The organism is Tatumella sp. JGM94 (assembly GCF_018257595.1).
Classification (GTDB): Bacteria; Pseudomonadota; Gammaproteobacteria; order Enterobacterales; family Enterobacteriaceae; genus Tatumella; species Tatumella punctata.
Map to the genome: position 1 here is coordinate 26,344 of NZ_JAERJN010000009.1, position 22,921 is coordinate 49,264.

At 50.6% G+C, this 22,921-nt stretch carries 19 protein-coding genes and 2 tRNA genes; 4 read left to right on the forward strand and 17 right to left on the reverse strand.

Annotated elements, in window-relative coordinates:
* Nucleotides 1–900, forward strand: a complete 900-nt coding sequence (locus JK216_RS08215) for a U32 family peptidase (RefSeq protein WP_212707660.1) — start codon at nt 1–3, stop codon at nt 898–900.
* A gap of 96 nt (nt 901–996) precedes the next feature.
* The gene (locus JK216_RS08220) at nt 997–2,013 is read left to right on the forward strand and encodes a luciferase-like monooxygenase (protein WP_212707659.1); all 1,017 of its coding nucleotides are present in this window, start codon (nt 997–999) and stop codon (nt 2,011–2,013) included.
* A 113-nt stretch (nt 2,014–2,126) separates the two neighbouring features.
* Here the strand turns inward: JK216_RS08220 and JK216_RS08225 are convergent, their stop codons facing one another.
* From JK216_RS08225 to rlmE, 16 genes are all read right to left on the reverse strand, one after another.
* Nucleotides 2,127–3,992 (reverse strand): DEAD/DEAH family ATP-dependent RNA helicase, encoded by a 1,866-nt coding sequence (locus tag JK216_RS08225; protein ID WP_212707658.1) that lies wholly within the window; start codon nt 3,990–3,992, stop codon nt 2,127–2,129.
* A gap of 177 nt (nt 3,993–4,169) precedes the next feature.
* Nucleotides 4,170–5,054, reverse strand: a complete 885-nt coding sequence (nlpI, locus tag JK216_RS08235; RefSeq protein ID WP_212707657.1) for a lipoprotein NlpI — start codon at nt 5,052–5,054, stop codon at nt 4,170–4,172.
* 131 nt (nt 5,055–5,185) lie between these two features.
* Nucleotides 5,186–7,318: a polyribonucleotide nucleotidyltransferase gene (gene pnp, locus JK216_RS08240; RefSeq protein WP_212707656.1), complete on the reverse strand. Its 2,133-nt coding sequence runs from the start codon at nt 7,316–7,318 to the stop codon at nt 5,186–5,188.
* 316 nt (nt 7,319–7,634) lie between these two features.
* The gene (gene rpsO / locus JK216_RS08245; protein WP_212707655.1) at nt 7,635–7,904 is read right to left on the reverse strand and encodes a 30S ribosomal protein S15; all 270 of its coding nucleotides are present in this window, start codon (nt 7,902–7,904) and stop codon (nt 7,635–7,637) included.
* 106 nt (nt 7,905–8,010) lie between these two features.
* The gene (gene truB, locus JK216_RS08250) at nt 8,011–8,952 is read right to left on the reverse strand and encodes a tRNA pseudouridine(55) synthase TruB (protein ID WP_212707654.1); all 942 of its coding nucleotides are present in this window, start codon (nt 8,950–8,952) and stop codon (nt 8,011–8,013) included.
* Complete coding sequence (gene rbfA / locus JK216_RS08255; RefSeq protein ID WP_212707653.1) at nt 8,952–9,356, reverse strand: 30S ribosome-binding factor RbfA; 405 nt, start codon at nt 9,354–9,356, stop codon at nt 8,952–8,954. Before rbfA ends, truB begins: the two co-directional genes overlap by 1 nt.
* A 66-nt stretch (nt 9,357–9,422) precedes the next feature.
* On the reverse strand, nt 9,423–12,119 hold the full coding sequence (gene infB, locus JK216_RS08260; RefSeq protein ID WP_212707652.1) for a translation initiation factor IF-2: 2,697 nt from the start codon (nt 12,117–12,119) through the stop codon (nt 9,423–9,425).
* A gap of 18 nt (nt 12,120–12,137) precedes the next feature.
* Nucleotides 12,138–13,643, reverse strand: a complete 1,506-nt coding sequence (gene nusA / locus JK216_RS08265; protein ID WP_212707651.1) for a transcription termination factor NusA — start codon at nt 13,641–13,643, stop codon at nt 12,138–12,140.
* Nucleotides 13,644–13,667: 24 nt separating this feature from the next.
* Complete coding sequence (gene rimP / locus JK216_RS08270) at nt 13,668–14,120, reverse strand: ribosome maturation factor RimP (RefSeq protein WP_212707650.1); 453 nt, start codon at nt 14,118–14,120, stop codon at nt 13,668–13,670.
* A 202-nt stretch (nt 14,121–14,322) separates the two neighbouring features.
* Nucleotides 14,323–14,399: transfer RNA gene (locus JK216_RS08275), tRNA-Met, on the reverse strand.
* Nucleotides 14,400–14,456: 57 nt separating this feature from the next.
* A tRNA-Leu gene (locus JK216_RS08280) sits at nt 14,457–14,543 on the reverse strand.
* Between the two features lie 56 nt (nt 14,544–14,599).
* Complete coding sequence (secG, locus tag JK216_RS08285; RefSeq protein WP_212707649.1) at nt 14,600–14,935, reverse strand: preprotein translocase subunit SecG; 336 nt, start codon at nt 14,933–14,935, stop codon at nt 14,600–14,602.
* Between the two features lie 266 nt (nt 14,936–15,201).
* Entirely contained in the window at nt 15,202–16,536 is a 1,335-nt protein-coding gene (gene glmM, locus JK216_RS08290; RefSeq protein ID WP_212707648.1) for a phosphoglucosamine mutase, read from the reverse strand.
* On the reverse strand, nt 16,529–17,374 hold the full coding sequence (folP, locus tag JK216_RS08295; protein ID WP_212707647.1) for a dihydropteroate synthase: 846 nt from the start codon (nt 17,372–17,374) through the stop codon (nt 16,529–16,531). Before folP ends, glmM begins: the two co-directional genes overlap by 8 nt.
* An 80-nt stretch (nt 17,375–17,454) precedes the next feature.
* The gene (ftsH, locus tag JK216_RS08300; protein WP_212707646.1) at nt 17,455–19,401 is read right to left on the reverse strand and encodes an ATP-dependent zinc metalloprotease FtsH; all 1,947 of its coding nucleotides are present in this window, start codon (nt 19,399–19,401) and stop codon (nt 17,455–17,457) included.
* A 55-nt stretch (nt 19,402–19,456) separates the two neighbouring features.
* Nucleotides 19,457–20,086, reverse strand: a complete 630-nt coding sequence (gene rlmE, locus JK216_RS08305; RefSeq protein WP_212707645.1) for a 23S rRNA (uridine(2552)-2'-O)-methyltransferase RlmE — start codon at nt 20,084–20,086, stop codon at nt 19,457–19,459.
* A gap of 125 nt (nt 20,087–20,211) precedes the next feature.
* Here rlmE and yhbY point away from each other — a divergent pair, with 125 nt between their 5' ends.
* The gene (gene yhbY / locus JK216_RS08310; RefSeq protein ID WP_212707644.1) at nt 20,212–20,505 is read left to right on the forward strand and encodes a ribosome assembly RNA-binding protein YhbY; all 294 of its coding nucleotides are present in this window, start codon (nt 20,212–20,214) and stop codon (nt 20,503–20,505) included.
* A gap of 224 nt (nt 20,506–20,729) precedes the next feature.
* Here the strand turns inward: yhbY and greA are convergent, their stop codons facing one another.
* Nucleotides 20,730–21,206 carry a transcription elongation factor GreA gene (greA, locus tag JK216_RS08315; RefSeq protein WP_212707643.1) on the reverse strand — a complete coding sequence of 159 codons (477 nt, stop codon included), beginning with the start codon at nt 21,204–21,206 and terminating at the stop codon, nt 20,730–20,732.
* A gap of 244 nt (nt 21,207–21,450) precedes the next feature.
* Between greA and dacB the strand changes: the two genes are divergently transcribed.
* A complete protein-coding gene (gene dacB / locus JK216_RS08320; protein ID WP_212707642.1) occupies nt 21,451–22,887 on the forward strand; it encodes a serine-type D-Ala-D-Ala carboxypeptidase in 1,437 nt (478 codons plus the stop codon).
* The last annotated feature ends 34 nt before the right edge of the window (nt 22,888–22,921 follow it).

The window sequence follows — 22,921 nt, forward strand, 5'->3', positions numbered from 1 at the left end:
ATGAAATACGCCCTCGGGCCGGTACTGTGGTACTGGCCAACAGAAAAATTAGATGCGTTTTATCAGCAGGCGGCCAGCAGTACCGCAGATATTATTTATCTCGGTGAGGCAGTATGCAGCAAACGCCGTGCCACCTCCTTCGGACAATGGATGGAACTGGCCCGCCCGCTGGCGACAGCCGGTAAGCAGGTGGTGTTGAGTACCTTATCCCTGCTACAGTCCCCTTCCGAACTGAAAGAATTAAAACGCTATATCAGCAACGGTGAGTTTATGATCGAGGCCAGCGATATGGGCACCGTCAATCTTGCCGCTGAGCATGGGCTGCCTTTTGTTGCCGGACATGCACTGAATATCTACAACGCACCGGCCCTGAAAATACTCCTCAGACAGGGAATGATACGCTGGTGTATGCCGGTGGAACTGTCGCGGGACTGGCTGTCAGAGTTGCTGAAAGCGTGCGAAGACGCCGGATTTCGCGATCAGTTTGAAGTGGAAGTGTTTGGTTACGGATATCTGCCGCTGGCATTATCCGCACGCTGTTTTACCGCCCGCTCGGAAAATCGTGATAAAGACCATTGTGAGACTTGCTGTATCCGTTACCCGCAGGGCCGCAAGGTACTGTCACAGGAAGGGCAGCAGGTGTTTGTACTGAACGGAATTCAGACCATGAGCGGATACTGTTATCACCTCGGCAATGCACAGAAAGGGATGCACGGGCTGGTAGATGTTTTCCGTGTATCACCGTCAGATTTACAGACACCGGCGCTGATACGACAGTTACGTAACAACCAGAACGGTGAGGCTCCCTTTGATTTAGTACCAATCGACCACTGCAACGGTTACTGGCGCAATATTGAAGGGATGGCGCTGGATAACCCGCCAGGGGCACAATCGGCTTAGGTGATCCTAAACAAAACCCGATACATTGAGAGTGACGTGTTCTGCGTCACTCTGCCGGTAATCCGTCAGAGATTTCGGTATGATAAAGGTATGACTATGTCTGAGCTCAAGCCCTTCAAACTTTCAGTACTGGATCTTTCCCCGGTCCCTGAACACTCTGACCCGCGAACTGCTTTTAGCAATTCACTGGCACTGGCAAAATACGCCGAATCCGCCGGGTATCATCGTTACTGGCTGGCTGAGCACCATAATATGACCGGGATTGCCAGTGCCGCTACGTCGGTGCTGATTGGCTACCTGGCCGCAAATACCCGCCATCTGCGTCTGGGATCAGGCGGTGTTATGCTGCCTAACCATGCCCCGCTGGTGATTGCGGAACAATTTGGTACTCTCGCCACTCTGTATCCTGACAGGATTGATCTGGGTATTGGCCGTGCACCGGGCTCTGACCAGCGGACCATGATGGCACTGCGCCGTCATATGAGTGGCAATGCCGAAGATAACTTCCCGCAGGACATTGAACAGCTGATCCGCTGGTTTGATGCTCCGGCAGGTACCGCTTTTGATGTTCAGCCGGTTCCGGGCACCGGGCTACGGGTTCCGGTATGGCTGCTGGGTTCCAGCCTGTACAGTGCACAGCTTGCGGCGCGGATGGGGTTACCTTTCGCCTTCGCTTCTCATTTTGCACCGGATATGCTGTCGCAGGCAGTGACTCTTTACCGCGAAAATTTCCGTCCTTCCGACCGGCTGGCAGCACCTTATGTGATGATTGGTGTGAATGTGATTGCCGCCGAAAGTAAAGCCAGAGCGCGCTTTCTGTTTACTTCACAACAACAGCAGTTTATTAACCTGCGTCGTGGTATGCCCGGGCCGTTACCTGCCCCGGTCGAAAATATGGATACGGTCTGGTCGCCGGCCGAAAAATATGGTGTTGACCGGGCGCTGGGGATGTCGCTGGTCGGAGACCAGGCCTCTGTCACCCAGGGACTGGCATCTTTGCAGCAGCAATACCAGCCAGATGAACTGATGATTAACGGGCAGATTTTTGATAATGAGGCACGGATTTATTCGTTCTCCCTGGCCATGGCCGCGGCAGAATCGCTGAAACACTGATCTGCCACCGGCCAGCAGATATAAAAAAAAGCGATGGTTTTCACCATCGCTTTTTTATTTTCTGACCCGGCGCAAACAGCGATGCTGTTCCCGCCGGCAGTAGTGACTAACGATTAATATTCGCGACGACGGGCAGCCGGTGCGGCACCATCTTCACGACGCTGACCACGATGACCTTCACGGTTTCCACCGAAACCACGACCGCCTTCACGACCACCTTCACGACGATCCGAAAAACGACGACCGCCGCCCTCACGACCACCTTCACGGCCACCACGACGTGGCTCACGTGACTGTGGTGCATCACCAATCAGTTGCATATTCATCGGCTTGTTCAGAATACGGGTTTTCGTAAAGTGCTGCAGAACTTCACCCGGCATACCTTTTGGTAATTCAATTGTTGAGTGGGTACCAAACAATTTGATGTTACCGATATAGCGGCTGCTGATATCACCTTCGTTAGCGATAGCACCAACGATATGACGCACTTCAACACCATCATCACGGCCAACTTCAATGCGGTACATCTGCATTTCGCCGACATCGCGACGCTCACGACGCGGACGATCACCATCACGGCCACCTTCACGGTTACCACGACGATCATCACGGCTGCCACGCTCATCACGGTCACGGAACTCACGGCGTGCAGGACGAGGTGCATCAGCAGGGACGATTAACGGACGTTCACCCTGGGCCATTTTCAGCAGAGCGGCAGCCAGAGTTTCCATATCCAGATCTTCCTGCGGCGATAATTTCTCCAGCAGTGCACGATACTGATCCAGATCGCTGCTTTCCAGTTGCTGCTGTACGCGCTCAGCAAATTTCGCCTGACGACGGCTGCTCAGCAGTTCTGCATTTGGCAGTTCAACTTCCGGAATCGTCAGCTTCATGGTGCGTTCGATGTTGCGTAGCAGACGACGCTCACGGTTCTCCACGAACAGTAAAGCACGACCCGCACGACCCGCACGGCCAGTACGGCCAATACGGTGTACGTAAGATTCTGCATCCAGAGGGATGTCGTAGTTTACCACCAGGCTGATACGTTCAACGTCCAGACCACGTGCGGCAACGTCGGTGGCAATCAGAATATCCAGACGACCATCTTTCAGGCGTTCCAGAGTCTGTTCACGCAGTGACTGGTTCATGTCACCGTTCAGTGCTGCACTGCTGTAACCACTGCGCTCCAGAGTTTCAGCAACTTCCAGGGTGGCATTTTTGGTACGAACGAAGATAATCGCCGCATCAAAATCTTCTGCTTCCAGGAAACGTACCAGTGCATCGCTCTTACGGCCGTAAGCAGTCCAGTAAGACTGGCTGATGTCCGGACGGGTAGTGATGCTGGACTGAATGCGCACTTCCTGTGGATCTTTCATAAAGCGACGGGTAATACGACGGATTGCTTCCGGCATAGTCGCAGAGAACAGCGCTGTCTGATGCCCTTCAGGGATCTGCGCCATAATGGTTTCAACGTCTTCGATGAAGCCCATACGCAGCATTTCATCAGCTTCGTCCAGCACCAGACCACGCAGGTTAGACAGGTCCAGAGTACCGCGTTTCAGGTGATCCAGCAGACGGCCGGGAGTACCGACAACAATCTGTGGTCCCTGACGCAGGGCGCGCAGCTGTACGTCGTAACGCTGACCACCGTACAGGGCCAGAACGTTAACGCCGCGCATATGTTTAGAAAACTCAGTAGCAGCTTCACCTACCTGTACCGCCAACTCACGGGTCGGTGCCAGCACCAGAATTTGTGGTGCTTTCAGAGAAGGATCAATGTTGTTCAGCAATGGCAAAGAGAATGCCGCTGTTTTACCACTTCCGGTCTGAGCCATACCCAGAACATCACGGCCTTCCAGCAGATGAGGAATACAGGCAGCCTGGATTGGCGATGGTTTAACGTATCCCATGTCATTCAGTGCAGACAAAATGGATTCGTTAAGGCCCAGATCGGAAAAAGTGGTTTGAATATCAGTCATGTAGTACACGTGCCTCTTAGATAACGGCGGCCAGTCTACATAACTCGTCATGAAAACTTTCAGTTATTTTCATTGAAAAGTGTGAACCGGCTCAAATTAGAAGTTTTTGACGAATAAAACACCCCTCACCCCGAAGGATGACAGGATACATAAACAAAGGGCGTTAAATGTCGTCAGCTATTGCTGGTCGGATTCTGATAAATCGTCTTGTGCCTGGCCAAGTTCCGCCAGTTCCAACAATGCGTATCGGTGTTCAACAAAGTTATTCACATTGTTGGCAACCGCCAGTTTGAATAACGCTTCCGCGTTATCCTTCTCCCCCAGACTTAGGTAATACTTACCTAAATAGAAGTTGGTTTCACTGAGATGTTCAGCGAGCGAGGTGTTATCCGTAGCATCCGCCTGTAAACGCGCCATCAGTGTTTTTTCACTGATATCGCCCAGGTAGAATTCGACAATATTCCATCCCCATTGATCTCTGTTCGCCGAGTCATAACGCTGCCTGAGCGCGACTTTCGCTTTGTCTGCATTTATCTCACGTTCGTCGAGATAGAGCCAAAGCGTACGAAAAGGATCATTAGGATCGTCCTGATAAAACGCCAGCAGATCATCTTGCGCTAACTTGTATCGACCGCCGTAATACAGCGCGATACCACGGTTTAAATGCGCATAATTGTAAGTTGGATCAAGCTCAAGTACAGAATCAAACGCTTCATAGGCAGAATCAAAATTACCTGCCTGCGTTAAGTATATACCAAGATAGTTAAATACTTCTGGCATATCTGGTCTGATAGACAACGCCTGGGAAAAATCGTTCCGTGCGAGTGCCCGCAAACCTAAACTATCATACAACACTCCGCGCTCATATAACAGCTGTGCGCGTTCATCATCGGTGAGAGCACGACTGGCAAGAATTTGTTCCATACGTGCCAGGATGACTTCCTGCTGCAACGTTGGCTGCAAAGGCACGGCAAGAACTTCGTTCTGACGCCAATTAGAGCTGCTGCATCCTGCCAGCAATAAAGCTGTCGCAACAAAACCCCAGCGCAAATAAGGCTTCATTATCCCACTCCCGAATACAAACATTAGGATGAATATCCTGTCATCCGCCTGCCGTGCAAAGGAATCCTGCCCTCGCGATAACAGAAATCCTGCTCTCCGGGTGTCCGGAGAGCAGGAAAATCATCGAACGCTTAACCGGCGTCGGACGGATTCGTCGCTGCGGTTTCTTCTGCCTGCGGTTTTTCAGCCGCTTCTTTGATGCTCAGGCGTACACGACCCTGACGGTCGACTTCCAGTACTTTAACCGGAACTTCCTGGCCCATCTGCAGATAGTCTGTCACTTTTTCTACACGCTTTTCAGCGATCTGAGAAATATGTACCAGACCTTCTTTACCGCCACCAATGGCAACGAATGCTCCGAAATCAACGATACGGGTGACTTTACCGTTATAAATACGGCCCACTTCGATTTCTGCGGTGATTTCTTCGATACGGCGGATAGCTTCTTTCGCTTTGTCACCATCAGTAGCCGCAATTTTTACGGTACCGTCATCTTCGATTTCGATAGTGGTACCGGTCTCTTCGGTCAGAGCACGGATAACTGCCCCCCCCTTACCGATAACATCTTTGATTTTGTCCGGATTGATACGAATAGTATGAATACGTGGTGCAAATTCAGATATTTCGATACGCGGGGTGCTGATTGCCTGTTCCATGGTACCCAGGATATGCAAACGCGCACCTTTCGCCTGGTTCAATGCAACCTGCATAATTTCGCGGGTAATACCTTCGATTTTGATGTCCATCTGCAGTGCAGTCACACCGTCGCGGCTACCGGCAACTTTAAAGTCCATATCACCCAGGTGATCTTCGTCGCCCAGGATATCAGACAGGACAACATAACGTTCGCCGTCTTTCACCAGACCCATCGCAATACCCGCTACTGCGGCTTTGATAGGCACCCCGGCATCCATCAGTGCCAGAGAAGCACCACAGACTGATGCCATAGATGATGAACCGTTAGATTCGGTGATTTCTGATACCACACGTACAGTGTACGGGAAGACATCGGCTTTTGGCATCATCGCCAGCACGCCGCGCTTCGCCAGACGACCGTGGCCGATTTCACGGCGTTTTGGTGAACCCACCATACCGGTTTCGCCCACAGAGTACGGAGGGAAGTTGTAGTGGAACAGGAAGCTGTCGGTTCTTTCGCCCATCAGCTCATCCAGGTTCTGCGCATCACGGGTGGTACCCAGTGTTGCCGTAACCAGTGCCTGAGTTTCACCACGGGTAAACAGTGCTGAACCGTGGGTACGCGGCAGAACACCAGTACGAACGTCCAGACCACGAACCATATCTTTTTCACGTCCATCGATACGCGGTTCGCCGTTCAGAATACGTGCACGGACAACGTTTTTCTCGATGGCGTGCAGCAGGTCACTGATTTCGCCTTCATCCAGTGCTTCATCTTCTGCTTTCAGTGCAGCAATAGTTTCGCTTTTGATCAGGTTAACCTGCTCATAGCGTTGCTGTTTCTCTGTAATGCGGTAAGCGTCACTCAGACGAGCTTCAGCCAGTGCAGCAATACGTGAATTCAGAGCTTCATTTGCCGCTTCCGGCTGCCAGTCCCAGCGTGGTTTGCCTGCTTCAGCAACCAGAGATTTAATATTTTCGATCACAACCTGCTGTTGCTCATGGCCAAAGACCACCGCACCCAGCATTTGTTCTTCGCTCAGTACATCAGCTTCTGACTCAACCATCAGTACCGCATTCTCGGTACCGGCCACCACCAGATCCAGACGGGTGTTAGCCATCTCTTCAGTGGTCGGGTTCAGAACATACTGATCATTGATGTAACCAACACGGGCTGCACCGATGGGACCATTGAACGGAATACCAGATAAAGAAAGGGCCGCTGACGCACCAATCATTGCCACGATGTCCGGGTTAACCTGTGGGTTAACAGAAACAACAGTTGCAATAACCTGTACTTCATTGACAAAACCTTCAGGGAACAGCGGACGCACCGGACGGTCAATCAGACGCGCAATCAGTGTTTCACCTTCACTCGGACGACCTTCACGACGGAAGAAGCTTCCCGGGATACGGCCGGCAGCGTAAGTACGCTCCTGATAGTTAACCGTTAACGGGAAAAAGTCCTGGCCTGGTTTCGCTTTCTTCTGACCGACAACGGTCACGAATACACAGGTATCATCAATGCTTGCCATCACAGCAGCAGTCGCCTGACGGGCCATCATTCCTGTTTCCAGAGTGACGGTATGCTGGCCATACTGGAATTTACGTACAATCGGATTCAGCAAAGTTTAGATCCTTTAATTTTTAATCAGATAGCCTTTTTCAGGCTCTCTGTATCATGGGTTTTGATCTTCCAGCATCCTCGCGACTAATGACAAATCTTTCCGTACTGCCGGTGGGATAAGGTTTCTCATTAGCCGCGCGAATCGTGCAAATAAAGATCACTCACGGTAACAATACATGAGTTTTAGCAGAAATACTGCCAGTCCCCCGAAAAAAGGGGCCATACAGGCCCCTTTTCGCGAAACTCGCTCAAATTTTTTCGCCGGAACAGCACGGCTGATAACGCAACGTACAGACCATTGAAAAAACTCTTCAGACTTAGCGACGCAGACCCAGAGCTTCGATCAGGCTCGAGTAACGTGCAACATCTTTACGCTTCAGGTAATCCAGCAGCTTACGACGCTGGGAAACCATACGCAGCAGACCGCGACGGCTGTGGTGGTCTTTTTTGTGCTCAGAAAAGTGACCCTGCAGGTGGTTAATCTGTGCAGTCAGCAGAGCAACCTGAACTTCAGTTGAACCACTGTCATTGGTACCACGACCGAATTTAGCAACGATCTCTGCTTTAGCTTCTACGCTTAGAGACATAATAAACTCCAATATATGTGTTGATTTCAGGTTGCCGATCTCTAATTCAGCTCCCCACTTTAAAGCCGCGTCATTCTACTCTGCGGCCGACATGAGTGCAAATAACTCAGTCGAAATATTCAACCACCAGTCGGCGCGGTGCAACACGCCCCTGATCGTCGATTTCTGCCATACCGATAAACTTCTGACTGTCGCCTTCACTGACGCGCACCAGGCCATTGGCTGGCGCACCGGCAATTTGTACCGGCTGACCGAGTTTAAACCAGTGACTGACGGATTCCGGCAAATTCACCAGCGGATAGTCTTCCGCAGGGCTGTCCATTGGCATCAGTAACGCATCCAGGGCCGCCAGATCGGTGTGTCCCTGTGGGTCCGGCGCGGCCAGTGTTTGTAACTGCTCCAGGGTGACCATTTTATCCATCGGATAACGGGCGACCTGTACACGGCGCAGCATGGTGACATGAGCACCGCAGCCAAGCTTTTCACCCAGATCATCAATAATGGTCCGGATATAGGTGCCTTTTGAACAATGAATTTCCAGCTCCAGTTCATCATCCTGATGACGGATAAACTGTAACTCATGGACAGTGATCGGCCGGGGTTCCCGTTCAACAGTGATACCCTGACGGGCATATTCATATAACGGGCGTCCCTGATGTTTCAGTGCCGAAAACATAGAAGGCACTTGCAGGGTTTGCCCGCGAAAACTGTCCAGCGCCTGAGCAAGCTCAGCGGCAGTAAAACGGACCGGACGTTCTTCAACCACATTACCATCCGCATCGGAGGTATCGGTACGCTGGCCGAGCCGGGCGATAACACGGTAACGTTTATCAGAGTCGAGCAGGTAACGGGAAAATTTGGTCGCTTCACCGAGGCAAATGGGCAGCATGCCCGTTGCCAGCGGATCCAGCGCGCCCGTATGGCCGGCCCTGTTCGCGTTATAAATACGTTTTACTTTTTGCAGCAAATCATTGGAGGATATACCCGTGGGCTTATCCAGCAGTAATACCCCGTGGATATCACGCCCACGGCGACGGGGACGTCCCATCAGTCCTCCTCGTGCTCTTCAGGCTTATCGCCGCGACGTTCGTTATCCCGCTTAACTACATTGGATACCAGGTTAGACATACGCATACCTTCGACCAGGGAATTATCATAGAAAAACGTCAGTTCCGGGACAATACGCAAGCGCATCGCTTTACCCAGCAGAGTACGGATAAAGCCGGAAGCATCCTGTAATGCTTTAACCCCTGCTTTTACTGCATCTTCGTCTTTATCATTCAGGAATGTGACAAATACTTTGGCATAGGCCAGGTCGCGTGACACTTCGACACTGGATACGGTTACCATCATACCGAGACGGGGATCTTTGATTTCGCGCTGAATAATCAGGGCAATTTCTTTTTGCAATTCCTGAGCAACACGCTGAGAACGACCGAATTCTTTTGCCATCTTTTTGCTCCTTTCAAATAATTCGGGAGGCCAGCGGCCTCCCAAATAGTCATAACCTGGTAACGATTAATCGATAGTACGTTTGATTTCAATAACTTCAAACACTTCGATAGAATCGCCGGCGCGAACATCATTATAGTTCTTCACACCGATACCACATTCCATACCATTACGGACTTCGTTGACGTCATCTTTGAAGCGGCGCAGAGATTCCAGCTCGCCTTCATAAATAACCACGTTCTCACGCAGGACACGGATAGGATTATGACGTTTAACCACACCTTCAGTAACCATACAACCGGCAATGGCACCAAATTTCGGTGATTTAAATACATCACGGACTTCAGCCAGACCAATGATCTGCTGTTTGTATTCCGGTGCCAGCATACCGCTCATTGCTGCTTTTACTTCGTCGATCAGGTTATAGATAACCGAGTAGTAACGCAGATCCAGGCTTTCAGCTTCAATAACACGGCGCGCTGATGCATCAGCACGAACGTTAAAGCCCAGCACGATAGCATTAGATGCCGCTGCCAGAGTGGCATCAGTTTCGGTAATACCACCGACACCGGAACCGACAATTTTCACTTTAACTTCATCGGTAGACAGTTTCAGTAATGAATCTGAAATAGCTTCAACCGAGCCCTGTACGTCTGCCTTCAGTACGATATTCAGTTCAGAAACGTCACCTTCTGTCATGTTAGCAAACATGTTTTCCAGTTTAGATTTCTGCTGACGAGCCAGTTTAACTTCACGGAATTTACCCTGACGATACAGAGCAACTTCGCGTGCTTTCTTCTCATCACGTACCACAGTCGCTTCATCACCGGCAGCAGGTACACCTGACAGACCGAGAATTTCGACCGGGATTGACGGACCGGCTTCCAGAACTTCCCGTCCCAGTTCGTTACGCATCGCACGGACACGGCCATATTCGAAGCCACAAAGGACGATATCGCCTTTGTTCAGGGTACCGGCACGTACCAGTACGGTAGCAACCGGACCACGGCCTTTATCAAGGAAGGATTCGATAACCACACCGCTTGCCATACCACTGCGTACCGCTCTCAGTTCCAGAACTTCTGCCTGCAGCAGGATTGCCTGTAACAGGTCATCAACACCGGTACCTGCTTTCGCAGAGACATTGACGAACATGTTTTCGCCGCCCCACTCTTCCGGAATAATTCCGTACTGGGTCAGTTCATTTTTAACCCGATCCGGATCAGAATCTGGTTTATCGATTTTGTTAACTGCAACCACCACCGGTACATTGGCCGCTTTAGCATGCTGGATAGCTTCTACGGTCTGAGGCATCACACCATCATCCGCTGCGACTACCAGGATAACGATATCCGTTGCCTGAGCACCACGGGCACGCATTGCGGTAAACGCGGCGTGGCCAGGAGTATCCAGGAAAGTGATCATGCCGTTACCGGTTTCAACGTGGTAAGCACCGATATGCTGGGTAATACCACCGGCTTCACCGGAAGCAATTTTTGCAGAACGGATATAATCCAGCAGCGAGGTTTTACCGTGGTCAACGTGACCCATGATAGTTACCACCGGCGCACGTGATTCAGCTTCTGTATGTCCGCCGATATCACGGTCACTCATTACCGCTTCTTCCAGCTCGTTTTCACGACGCAGGATCACTTTGTGACCCATTTCTTCGGCAACCAGCTGAGCAGTTTCCTGATCGATAACCTGGTTGATGGTCGCCATGGCACCCAGTTTCATCATTACTTTGATGACCTGAGAACCTTTCACTGCCATTTTGTTCGCCAGTTCAGCGACTGTCACCGTTTCACCGATCACTACATCACGGTTAACCACCTGCGCCGGCTTGTTAAAGCCTTGCTGCAGAGCGCTGCCCTTACGATGTTTACCGCCTTTACCGCCGCGAACAGCTGCACGTGCTTCTTCACGGTCAGTTTTCGCTTCAGAGTGTTTGTTACTTTTCTTTGCACGCGGGCTTTTGGTCGCAGTGCGGGTACGGCCACGGCCACCTTCAACCTGACGATCGTTCTCGTCTTCAGCCTGACGGGCGTGAGTTGATGTAGTCACGTGGTAGTCAGAAGCGTCTTCGGTTTCCACCGGCTTCTGCCACTCTTCGCCTTTCTCTTCAGCCAGTTTACGGGCTTCTTCAGCAACACGCTTTGCTTCTGCTTCCAGCTTACGGCGTGCTTCTTCTTCGGTTTTACGCTTAAGTTCAGCGGCTTCCGCTTCGCGACGGGCTTTTTCTGATGGTGCTGCCTGGGTCATATCGTTCTTTTGTTGATTCGTCACAGTTTTTGTTTCCGCAGCTTCACGTCTGGCTTTTTCTTCTGCCTCACGCTTAGCTTTATCTTCGGCTTCACGTTTCGCTTGTTCTTCAGCAACGCGTCTGGCTTTTTCTTCTGCCTCACGGCGTGCTGCCTCTTCCGCTTCACGCTGTGCCTGTGCTTCAGCTTCTGCCTGGCGTTCCGCCTCGGCATCATCTTTCACATAGGTACGCTTTTTGCGGACTTCAATTTGCACAGATTTACTTTTACCCCCGGTGCCGGGAATATTCAAGGTACTGCGTGTTTTACGTTGCAAAGTGAGTTTACCTGAATCCGTAGTACCGTGCTCACGGTTCAGGTATGACAGTAAACTTTGTTTTTCCTGTTCAGTCACAGAGTCGTTTTCAGACTTAGTGATGCCTGCATCAGCCAGTTGCTGTACCAGACGATCAACAGGAGTTTCAATTTCTGCAGCCAGCGATTTTACAGTTACATCAGTCATGCTGTTCCTTCCTGTTAGTTATGCGTCACCGCCAAACCAGCAGATATTACGTGCAGCCATAATCAGCTCGCCGGCTTTCTCTGCAGAAAGCTCTTCAATATCTGTGAGGTCATCAATACCCTGTTCAGCTAATTCTTCCAGAGTGCTGACGCCTTTAGCAGCCAGACGATAGGCCAGGTCTTTATCCATTCCCTGCAGAGCCAGTAAATCATCTGCAGGTTTCTGGTTACCCAGACTTTCTTCTTTTGCCAACGCCAGGGTGGTCAACGCATTTTTAGCTCGTTCACGCAGAGCCTCTACCATCTCTTCTTCGAGCCCGTCAATTTCCAGCAGCTCATCTACCGGCACATAGGCCAGTTCTTCGAGAGTCGAGAACCCTTCTTCTACCAGTACAGTAGCGAATTCCTCGTCAATATCGAGGTATTTCGTAAACATATCGATGGCTGCATGAGCTTCTGCCTGATGCTTCGCCTGCAGGTCATCAACCGTCATTACGTTCAGTTCCCAGCCACTCAGCTGAGAGGCTAAACGTACGTTTTGGCCATTACGGCCGATCGCCTGAGCCAGATTTCCGGCTTCAACAGCGATATCCATGGTGTGATTGTCTTCATCCACCACAATGGATGCGACATCAGCAGGTGCCATGGCATTAATCACAAACTGTGCCGGATTATCATCCCACAGCACAATATCGATACGCTCACCGCCCAGTTCACTGGAAACGGCCTGTACACGAGCACCACGCATACCTACACAGGCACCTACGGGATCGATACGTTTGTCATTGGTTTTTACAGCAATTTTAGCACGTGATCCCGGATCACGGGCCGCGCCTTTAAGTTCGATAACTTCTTCACCGATTTCCGGCACTTCAATGCGGAATAACTCTTTCAGCATTTCAGGCTTAGAGCGGCTGACAAACAGCTGCGCTCCACGGGCTTCAGGACGCACCGCATAAAGAATACCGCGGATACGGTCGCCCGGGCGGAAGTTTTCACGTGGCAGCATATCTTCACGGAGGATCACTGCTTCAGCACTGGTGGCAGAACCGTCGGTCGGACGCACTTCCAGAGAGATGCTGTCACGGTTAACTTTTTTTACCACACCGGTAATGATTTCGCCTTCCTGCTCACGGAACTGATCAACCACCATCGCACGTTCGGCTTCGCGAACTTTCTGGACGATAACCTGTTTCGCTGTCTGGGTGGTGATACGGTCGAAAACCACAGATTCGATCTGATCTTCCACGAACTCGCCGAGAGTAAGGTTCTCATCTTCAAACTGAGCCGCCTCCAGCGTGATTTCACGGGTTGGCAGCGTCACTTCATCAACAATCAGCCAACGACGGAAGGTATCAAAGTCACCACTTTTACGATCAATACAAACACGAACATCGATTTCCTGTTCGTATTTTTTCTTTGTTGCCGTTGCAAGCGCACTTTCCAGCGCTTCAAAAATTTTTTCGCGCGGCAGGGATTTCTCGTTAGAAACGGCTTCTACAACAGCTAAGATTTCTTTGTTCATCCTGGTTAGCCTCAATCCGGACGTTTAAAAATGGGGGACCAGATTCGCTTTCTGAATATTACTCAGCGCGAACACTTCATCATTACCCTCGACGGTCACGGTCACCATTTCACCTTCTACGGCTTTAATGATGCCCTGCCACTTACGGCGGTTCTGCACCGCAATCCGCAACACCAGACTTACCTCATCTCCGGTAAAACGCTGATAGTGTGCTGCGTTAAACAACGGTCTTTCAAGACCAGGTGATGAAACTTCAAGATTATAAGCAACGGTGACCGGATCTTCGACATCCATTACTGCACTGACCTGGCGGCTGACATCAGCACAATCATCAACGTTGATGCCATTCTCACTATCAATATAGATACGCAGTGTCGATACACGGCCGCGAACGAACTCAATGCCGACCAGTTCGTAGCCAAGCGCTTCTACCGGAGCGGTGACTAACTCAGTTAATTTTTGCTCTAATGTGGACAAGCCCACCCCCAAGACATAAAAAAAGGGCTAACGCCCAAAATTGCTATTACCTGATAATAAAAAACCCCGAAAATTCGGGGCTTTTTATCACTGGACCCTGTGTCTGCCGTGATACGACAAAGCACATACCAAAAGAATTCTTTTCAAAACCAGGTGATTGCAGTTACCTGCAGACATTTTGAAAAATAACTCTAAGGGAAAGTGGTTGCGGGGGCCGGATTTGAACCGACGACCTTCGGGTTATGAGCCCGACGAGCTACCAGGCTGCTCCACCCCGCGTCCGAAAACGTGGCGAATTTTACGCCGAACATGCTTAAAAAGCAAGTTATAAAGAATTGGTACCGAGGACGGGACTTGAACCCGTAAGCCCAATTGGGCACTACCACCTCAAGGTAGCGTGTCTACCAATTCCACCACCTCGGTACTGCTTAAGACGATAGAGAAGTCATTCGCCGAAAGTAGGGTTACTGCTGAACTGCTTACTGCGGGATGTCACTGCCTGGTGCTGCTGGTTTTGCAGGCTGCTGAGTCTGTTCAGACTTTACAGGTGCACTCAGATTATCCCACTCACTTCCTTTCGCGCTTTTGTTGGTGTTCAGGTTGCCAAGGATCAGACTAATAATAAAGAACAGCGCAGCCAGAATGCCGGTCATACGAGTCATGAAGTTACCAGACCCTGTTGAACCAAACAATGTTCCTGACGCACCAGCACCAAAAGATGCTCCCATATCAGCGCCTTTACCTTGCTGCAGCATAACCATGCCTACCAGGCTGACTGCTATCAGAAGGAAAATAACTAAAAGAGCTTCGTACATAATTAACCTGTTTCCTTGCACGCTACCGTACAGTTAAAACTTCACCTGGCGCTGACGGATAGTCACTACCCATCAGAAGCGGGTCTGAATACTAACCAATGGCCGCAGACTCTGCAAGAGCAATTTTGTCCGCCACACTCGTTTGGCGATAAAACCAGCACAGCGCTGCATTTATCGCCAGCCACCTGCGATGACGATCATCGGTTATCCGGCTGAGGGCCCGCTGTGCCGCCGGACAGTGGCGGGCGCTTCGCACCGTGGTAACGTCAGCCAGCTTTTACAGCATCGGCAATCTTATTTGCCAGTGCCGTCACTTGCTGCTGATCTTCACCTTCCACCATGACCCGGATCAGAGGTTCAGTCCCGGATTTGCGTAACAGTACGCGGCCACGGCCTGCCAGTGCTGCTTCAGCTTCAGCTGTCGCCAGCGTCACTGCGTTACCGGACAGTGGATCCGTTTCACCGCTAAAGCGGACATTGACCAGTATCTGTGGCAGTAATTTCATACCGCTGCACAAGTCATGCAGTGTCATATGATTGCGGACCATCGCTGTCAGTACCTGCAAACCTGCCACAATCCCGTCACCGGTGGTGGTTTTATCCAGCAAAATCACATGACCTGAATTCTCGGCCCCTAACTGCCAGCCTTTTTCCTGTAATTTTTCCAGCACATAACGGTCACCCACTTTCGCTCTGGCAAACGGGATACCCAGCTGCTTCAGGGCCAGCTCCAGCCCCATATTGCTCATCAGGGTGCCGACAACCCCGCCCCGCAGATTCCCCTGGCGCAGCTTCTCACGGGCGATGATGTAGAGGATCTGGTCACCGTCGACCTTATTCCCCTCATGGTCCACCATCATAATCCGGTCGCCATCGCCATCGTACGCGATCCCCAGATGTGCCTGCTCAGCCAGTACTCTCTGCTGTAATAGCCGTAAATCCGTCGCGCCGCACTCTTTATTGATATTCATACCGTCCGGCTGAGCCGCGATGGTAATGACCTCGGCGCCCAGTTCGCGCAGCACATTAGGCGCAATGTGGTAGGTTGCGCCATTGGCACAATCGACGACAATTTTCATCCCGTTCAGGCTGAGTTCACTGGGGAAAGTGCCCTTACAGAACTCGATATAACGGCCGGCAGCATCCACGATTCGGCTGGCACGTCCCAGTTCAGCAGAAGGCACACAGGTAATGGTTTTTTCCATTTCCCGTTCGATAGCCGTTTCCACATCATCCGGCAGTTTAGTCCCTTCCGTAGAGAAGAACTTAATACCGTTATCATAAAAAGGATTGTGAGACGCCGAAATAACAATCCCCGCCTCAGCACGGAAAGTGCGGGTCAGGTAGGCAATCGCCGGGGTCGGCATCGGACCGGTAAAGGCGGCAGATAAACCGGCAGCAGCCAGTCCCGCCTCGAGGGCAGACTCCAGCATATAACCGGAAATACGGGTATCCTTACCAATAATGATCTGTTTTGAACCATGGCGGGCCAGCACTTTACCGGCGGCCCAGCCCAGTTTCAGTACAAAGTCAGGGGTGATCGGTGCCTCTCCGACTTTGCCACGGATCCCGTCAGTGCCAAAATATTTATGTTCACTCATAATGTTGTCCTTTCGCTCTTAATGTGGCCTCAGCAACCCGTATGGCTTCAACTGTTTCTTTTACATCATGCACACGGTGAATTTGTGCGCCCTGCATAGCGGCAATCACTGCGCATGCCAGGCTACCGCTTAGCCGCTGTGATGGGCCGACATTCAGTAGCTGGCCGATCATTGACTTACGTGACATACCAGCCAGTAACGGCAGCCCGAAATGGTGAAAATGATGTAAATGTGCCAGCAGCTGGTAGTTATGGGCAAGATTTTTGCCAAAACCGAAGCCGGGATCCAGTATCAGATTTTCTTTCTTTATGCCCCCGTCAATACAGCGGGTAATCTGCTGAGTAAAGAAACGGTCGACGTCTGCGACTACGTCCTGATAATCAGGAGCCTGTTGCATGGTTTTTGGCTGGCCCTGCATATGCATCAGGCAGACCGGTAAGCCAGTGTCAGCCGCCGCAGATAGCGCTCCGGGCATCTGCAGTGCACGAATATCGTTAATAATATGTGCTCCGGCCTGTGCCGCTTCGCGGATGACTTCCGGCCGGGAGGTATCGACAGAAATCCACACGTCGAAACGACGGGCAATTTCTGTCACTACCGGGATAACCCGCTCCAGTTCTTCTTCGGTACTGACTTCCGCAGCCCCTGGCCGGGTAGACTCACCACCAACATCGATAATGGTGGCACCGGCATTCACCATCTCATTGGTATGGGTGATAGCATCGGTTAAAGTCGCATGACTGCCGCCATCGGAAAATGAATCAGGGGTAATATTCAGTATCCCCATCACATGCGGAAATGAAAGGTCGAGTTCAGAATCCCTGGCGTACAACTTCATCAGACGGTATCTCCCGGCAGTAAAAAACAGCAATAAAAAACCCCGGACAAGCCGGGGTTGTATTTTAACGTAAAAGCGTCTTATTTATCGAATGATTCAGACATGGTGTTATTGCCCGGGGTCTCAGTACGCGGTTCATCGACCGGACGAGGCGCCTGCGGTGCAGGAGTACCATTGTTATTGTCTGAAGAAGAACCATTATTTTTTGGTTCTTCCCATCCGGCTGGCGGACGGACTTCGCGACGCGCCATCAGATCATCAATCTGTGGTGCATCGATAGTTTCGTACTTCATTAATGCATCTTTCATGGAATGCAGAATATCCATGTTTTCATTAAGGATAGTACGGGCACGCTGATAATTACTGTCGATCAGGTGTTTAATTTCCTGGTCGATAATACGTGCCGTTTCATCAGACATATGTTTCGCTTTGGCAACCGAACGGCCGAGGAATACTTCACCGTCTTCCTCTGCGTACAGTAGTGGTCCCAGCTTGTCGGAGAAGCCCCATTGCGTAACCATATTACGTGCCAGGTTAGTCGCCACTTTAATATCGTTAGATGCCCCGGTGGAAACGTGTTCAACGCCATAGATAATCTCTTCTGCCAGACGGCCACCATACAGCGTGGAGATCTGACTTTCGAGTTTCTGACGACTGGCGCTGATTGCATCTCCTTCCGGCAGGAAGAAAGTCACACCTAACGCACGTCCGCGAGGAATAATGGTCACTTTATGTACCGGATCATGTTCCGGTACCAGCCGGCCGATAATCGCATGTCCTGCTTCGTGGTATGCCGTAGACTCTTTCTGGGCCTCTGTCATCACCATCGACCGGCGCTCAGCACCCATCATGATTTTGTCTTTGGCTTTTTCAAACTCAACCATCGATACCACACGCTTGTTACCACGCGCAGCAAACAGAGCAGCTTCGTTAACCAGGTTAGCCAGATCAGCACCGGAGAAACCCGGTGTACCACGGGCAATAATCGCCGCATCAATATCTGTCGCCAGCGGGACACGACGCATATGTACTTTCAGGATTTGCTCACGGCCACGCACATCCGGTAACCCTACCACGACCTGACGGTCAAAACGGCCCGGACGCAATAACGCAGGGTCCAGTACATCAGGACGGTTAGTGGCGGCAATGACGATAATACCTTCGTTACCTTCAAAACCATCCATTTCGACCAGCATCTGGTTCAGGGTCTGTTCACGCTCATCGTGACCACCACCTAAACCGGCACCACGCTGACGACCGACGGCATCAATTTCATCGATAAAGATAATGCAGGGCGCGGCTTTTTTAGCCTGTTCAAACATATCACGAACACGGGATGCACCCACACCAACAAACATTTCAACGAAGTCAGAACCGGAGATGGTAAAGAACGGTACTTTCGCTTCACCGGCAATCGCTTTTGCCAGCAAGGTTTTACCGGTACCCGGAGGGCCGACCATCAGAACGCCTTTAGGAATTTTACCGCCAAGTTTCTGGAAACGACTCGGTTCACGCAGATATTCCACCAGTTCACTGACTTCTTCCTTCGCTTCATCACAGCCTGCGACATCGGCAAAGGTGGTCTTAATCTGATCTTCGGTGAGCATACGTGCTTTGCTCTTTCCGAAAGACATCGCGCCTTTACCGCCACCGCCTTGCATCTGACGCATAAAGAAGATCCACACGCCGATCAGCAACAACATAGGGAACCACGAGATAAAGATAGAAGTCAGCAGACTTGGTTCTTCCGGTGGCTCACCTACTACGGTTACATTTTTAGTCAGCAAATTGTCGAGCAACTTGGGATCGTTGACAGGAATATAGGTCGTATATTTTCCACTGTCTTTTTTGATAACGTTAATTTCACGCCCGTTAATACGTGCCTCGCGGACCTGATCCTGGTTCACTTCCGACAGGAAAGTTGAATAATCAACCCTCTTGCCATTCGACTCGCTGGGCCCAAAGCTCTGGAATACCGACATCAGTACAACCGCGATGACTAGCCAGAGAATCAGGTTTTTCGCCATGTCACTCAAGGGATTAACCTCATATTACAACGATGTTAACAGACAGCGTAGGGTACTATAGTTTGCGCCCAGTCGCTACAATGTACACTTCACGTGAACGTGAACGTGAAGCGTCAGGCTTCCGAATTTTCACTTTCGTAAACAGGGAGCGAATTTCCCGCAGGTATTCATCGAAGCCATCTCCCTGAAACACTTTCACTACAAAACTACCACCCGGCGCCAGAATATCCCGACACATATCCAACGCCAGCTCTATCAAATACATCGAACGTGGAATATCCACTGCCGGAGTACCGCTCATATTCGGTGCCATGTCAGACATGACGACCTGAACTTTCTCATCACCTACGCGTTCCAGTAATGCTGCTAATACCGCTTCATCCCGAAAATCGCCCTGCAGGAAGTCTACCCCTACAATAGGGTCCATCGGTAACAGGTCGCAAGCAATAATGCGCCCTTTCGAACCGATCTGCTGTACCACATACTGTGACCAGCCTCCCGGTGCCGCACCAAGGTCAACAACTGTCATACCAGGTTTAAATAATTTGTCACCTTGCTGAATTTCGTCCAGTTTAAACCAGGCGCGTGAACGCAACCCTTTTTTTTGTGCCTGTTGCACATATTTGTCGCTAAAGTGTTCCTGAAGCCAGCGGCTGGAACTGGCCGAACGCTTTTTACCGGTCATAATTTTTCCAACTAATTCTATATCGTCGCGATAAATCACCACGTATATGTCGCGTTGATTTGGCGATATACCAGAGATGGCGGTAGAATGACCCGTTTTCAATCCCTGAGTAAGTAAATAATACGATGAATCTGAGTACTAAACAAAAACAGCACCTGAAAGGTCTGGCCCATCCCCTGAAACCGGTTGTTATGTTAGGTAACAACGGGCTGACAGAAGGTGTTCTGGCTGAAATCGAAAATGCACTCGAACACCATGAACTGATCAAAGTAAAAATAGCTGGCGAAGATCGCGAGACTAAATCTTTGATTGTTAATGCCATTGTTCGCGAAACCAAAGCCGCTGAAGTTCAGGTTATTGGCAAAGTACTGGTGCTGTATCGTCGTTCAAAAGAGAATAAAATCTCTTTGCCACGCTAAATTTCGGCAGGTACCGGCTCCGGTGCCAGCAGAAATTGCCACAGGTCTGCTGTGGGTGAAAAGGCCGCACAGCGGCCTTTTCTGTTTTTTACATTTCAGCATGACAATTTATGTTACCACGCTAAGTACATCATTGCAGACCTGCTGAACAGATTTACGATATTTAGCCATAAAATAACGTTATCTGTTAAATCTGAGTTCTGTTATCTAAGCGTAGCAAGAGATTACAGGTATTCCACCCGCAGGATCTCATATTCCACATCACCACCCGGTGTTTTGATAATCGCGACATCATCCTGCTGTTTGGAAATTAATCCGCGTGCCATTGGCGAATTTACAGAAATCAGATTTTGCTTAAAATCAGCTTCGTCATCACCCACAATACGGTAGGTCGCTTCTTCATCAGTGCTGGTATTGTAAACCGTCACTGTTGCACCAAAAATCACACGGCCAGTGGCCGGCATTTTAGTAATATCAATAATCTGTGCGTTAGATAATTTCGCTTCAATTTCCTGAATGCGTCCTTCACAGAATCCCTGCTCTTCACGTGCCGCGTGATACTCTGCATTTTCCTTAAGATCACCGTGTTCACGTGCTTCCGCGATTGAGGCGATGATGCGCGGACGTTTAACAGTTTTCAGCTCTTCAAGTTCTGTACGCAGTTTTTCAGCACCACGTAGTGTCATAGGAACCTGACTCATCTTCAACTCCTCATTATCTTATGTGTACAAGTGTCATCCTGACTGATGACAGCAGAAAATAGCGTCCTGCCTCGCATTAATTTCAGCATAAAACAACCCTGCCCGGGGCATGATTAACCACAGGCAAGGATCATTTTTTCATTTTGATACGTATTTTACCCCGGAGTTCCCCGGGGGTCATCGTTTACTTTGCCCTGCAATGGGACGTAGTATTGCGGCTTCCTCCGTCACTTAGCCCGAGATTATGCGATTTTTACGACTTATATCAGGATTGACTCTCGCTTTTACTCTGCAGGCTCAGGCCGCTATCCCTGTAGAGCAATATACACAATATTTGCCGGACGGGGCCAGCCTTGCGTTCCTGGCACAAAAAGTCGGCTCACAGGAACCCCTGGTGGATTACCGTGCACATCAGATGGCGCTCCCCGCCAGTACCATGAAAATATTCACCGCACTCAGTGCATTACTGGAGCTGGGTAAAGATTTCAGGTTTCAGACCACATTTGAAACCAAAGGTAACATCAGTAACGGCACATTACAGGGAGACTTAATTGCCCGGTTTGCCGGCGACCCGACTTTTACCCGCCAGGACCTGCGGGTCATGGTAAACAGTCTGAAAAAACAAGGGATCACTCATATTCAGGGCAATCTGGTGATTGATACATCAGTGTTTGCCAGCCACGATGCTGCTCCGGGCTGGCCGTGGAATGATCTGACCCAGTGTTTCAGTGCCCCGCCGGGTGCAGCGATCATCGACAAAAACTGCTTTTCCGTCGCACTTTACAGTGCCGATACCCCCGGCCAGAATGCCTATATCCGCATTGCGTCTTACTATCCGGCTCATATGTTCAGCGAGGTAAAAACCATCGCACCGAACTCCGGAGAAGGTCAGTACTGCGAGCTGGATGTGGTACCCGGAGAATTAAACCGTTATACCCTGACCGGATGCTTGCGCAAACGTGCCGACCCGCTGCCTTTAGCCTTTGCTGTACAAAATGGCGCGGCCTGGGCCGGAGAAATTCTGCGTGATGAACTGCGTCAGGCGGATATCGATTACAGCGGACAACTGCTGCGTCAGACACAGCCAACCCCCGCAGGCACAATACTTGCCAGCCACGATTCCGCACCTTTGCATGACCTGCTGCATCATATGCTGAAGGTTTCCGACAATATGTATGCAGACACCATCTTCCGTACCATCGGCCATCATTACTTTAATGTGCCGGGTACCTACCGCGCAGGCTCAGACGCTGTCAGAAGGATTCTGAAAGAAAAGGCCGGTATTGATTTAGGTAATACAGTACAGATGGATGGTTCCGGTTTATCCCGCCATGATCTGGTTTCTCCGGAAACAATGATGCAGGCTCTGCAGTACATCGGCAAAAATGACAGCAGCCTGGACTTTATCAGTATGTTACCCCTGTCAGGCCATGACGGTACCCTGCAATATCGTGGCGGTTTACATGAGGCCGGGGTCGATGGCAAGTTGTCAGCAAAAACCGGTTCTCTGCAAGGCGTATACAATCTGGCGGGCTTCCTGACGACAGCCAGCGGCAGCAAAGTCGCTTTTGTCCAGTACCTGTCCGGATATGCTGTACCACCGCAGGACCAGCGCACGCGCCGCGTACCTCTGGTGCGCTTCGAAAGCCGCCTGTATCGCGATTTATATCAGCAATACTAGTCACCGGCCATCTGATAGCAGAAAGCCGCCTTCG

Bases quoted from the DNA above. Each gene is read 5' to 3' on its own strand.
- folP (WP_212707647.1), bottom strand. From the start codon at position 17,374: ATGAAGTTGTACGCCAGGGATTCTGAACTCGACCTTTCATTTCCGCAT.
- rlmE (WP_212707645.1), bottom strand. From the start codon at position 20,086: ATGACCGGTAAAAAGCGTTCGGCCAGTTCCAGCCGCTGGCTTCAGGAA.
- rbfA (WP_212707653.1), bottom strand. From the start codon at position 9,356: ATGGCAAAAGAATTCGGTCGTTCTCAGCGTGTTGCTCAGGAATTGCAA.
- rpsO (WP_212707655.1), bottom strand. From the start codon at position 7,904: ATGTCTCTAAGCGTAGAAGCTAAAGCAGAGATCGTTGCTAAATTCGGT.
- glmM (WP_212707648.1), bottom strand. From the start codon at position 16,536: ATGAGTGAACATAAATATTTTGGCACTGACGGGATCCGTGGCAAAGTC.
- nlpI (WP_212707657.1), bottom strand. From the start codon at position 5,054: ATGAAGCCTTATTTGCGCTGGGGTTTTGTTGCGACAGCTTTATTGCTG.
- dacB (WP_212707642.1), top strand. From the start codon at position 21,451: ATGCGATTTTTACGACTTATATCAGGATTGACTCTCGCTTTTACTCTG.
- nusA (WP_212707651.1), bottom strand. From the start codon at position 13,643: ATGAACAAAGAAATCTTAGCTGTTGTAGAAGCCGTTTCTAACGAGAAA.
- JK216_RS08220 (WP_212707659.1), top strand. From the start codon at position 997: ATGTCTGAGCTCAAGCCCTTCAAACTTTCAGTACTGGATCTTTCCCCG.
- infB (WP_212707652.1), bottom strand. From the start codon at position 12,119: ATGACTGATGTAACTGTAAAATCGCTGGCTGCAGAAATTGAAACTCCT.
- yhbY (WP_212707644.1), top strand. From the start codon at position 20,212: ATGAATCTGAGTACTAAACAAAAACAGCACCTGAAAGGTCTGGCCCAT.
- JK216_RS08215 (WP_212707660.1), top strand. From the start codon at position 1: ATGAAATACGCCCTCGGGCCGGTACTGTGGTACTGGCCAACAGAAAAA.
- ftsH (WP_212707646.1), bottom strand. From the start codon at position 19,401: ATGGCGAAAAACCTGATTCTCTGGCTAGTCATCGCGGTTGTACTGATG.
- truB (WP_212707654.1), bottom strand. From the start codon at position 8,952: ATGGGACGTCCCCGTCGCCGTGGGCGTGATATCCACGGGGTATTACTG.
- secG (WP_212707649.1), bottom strand. From the start codon at position 14,935: ATGTACGAAGCTCTTTTAGTTATTTTCCTTCTGATAGCAGTCAGCCTG.
- greA (WP_212707643.1), bottom strand. From the start codon at position 21,206: ATGAGTCAGGTTCCTATGACACTACGTGGTGCTGAAAAACTGCGTACA.
- JK216_RS08225 (WP_212707658.1), bottom strand. From the start codon at position 3,992: ATGACTGATATTCAAACCACTTTTTCCGATCTGGGCCTTAACGAATCC.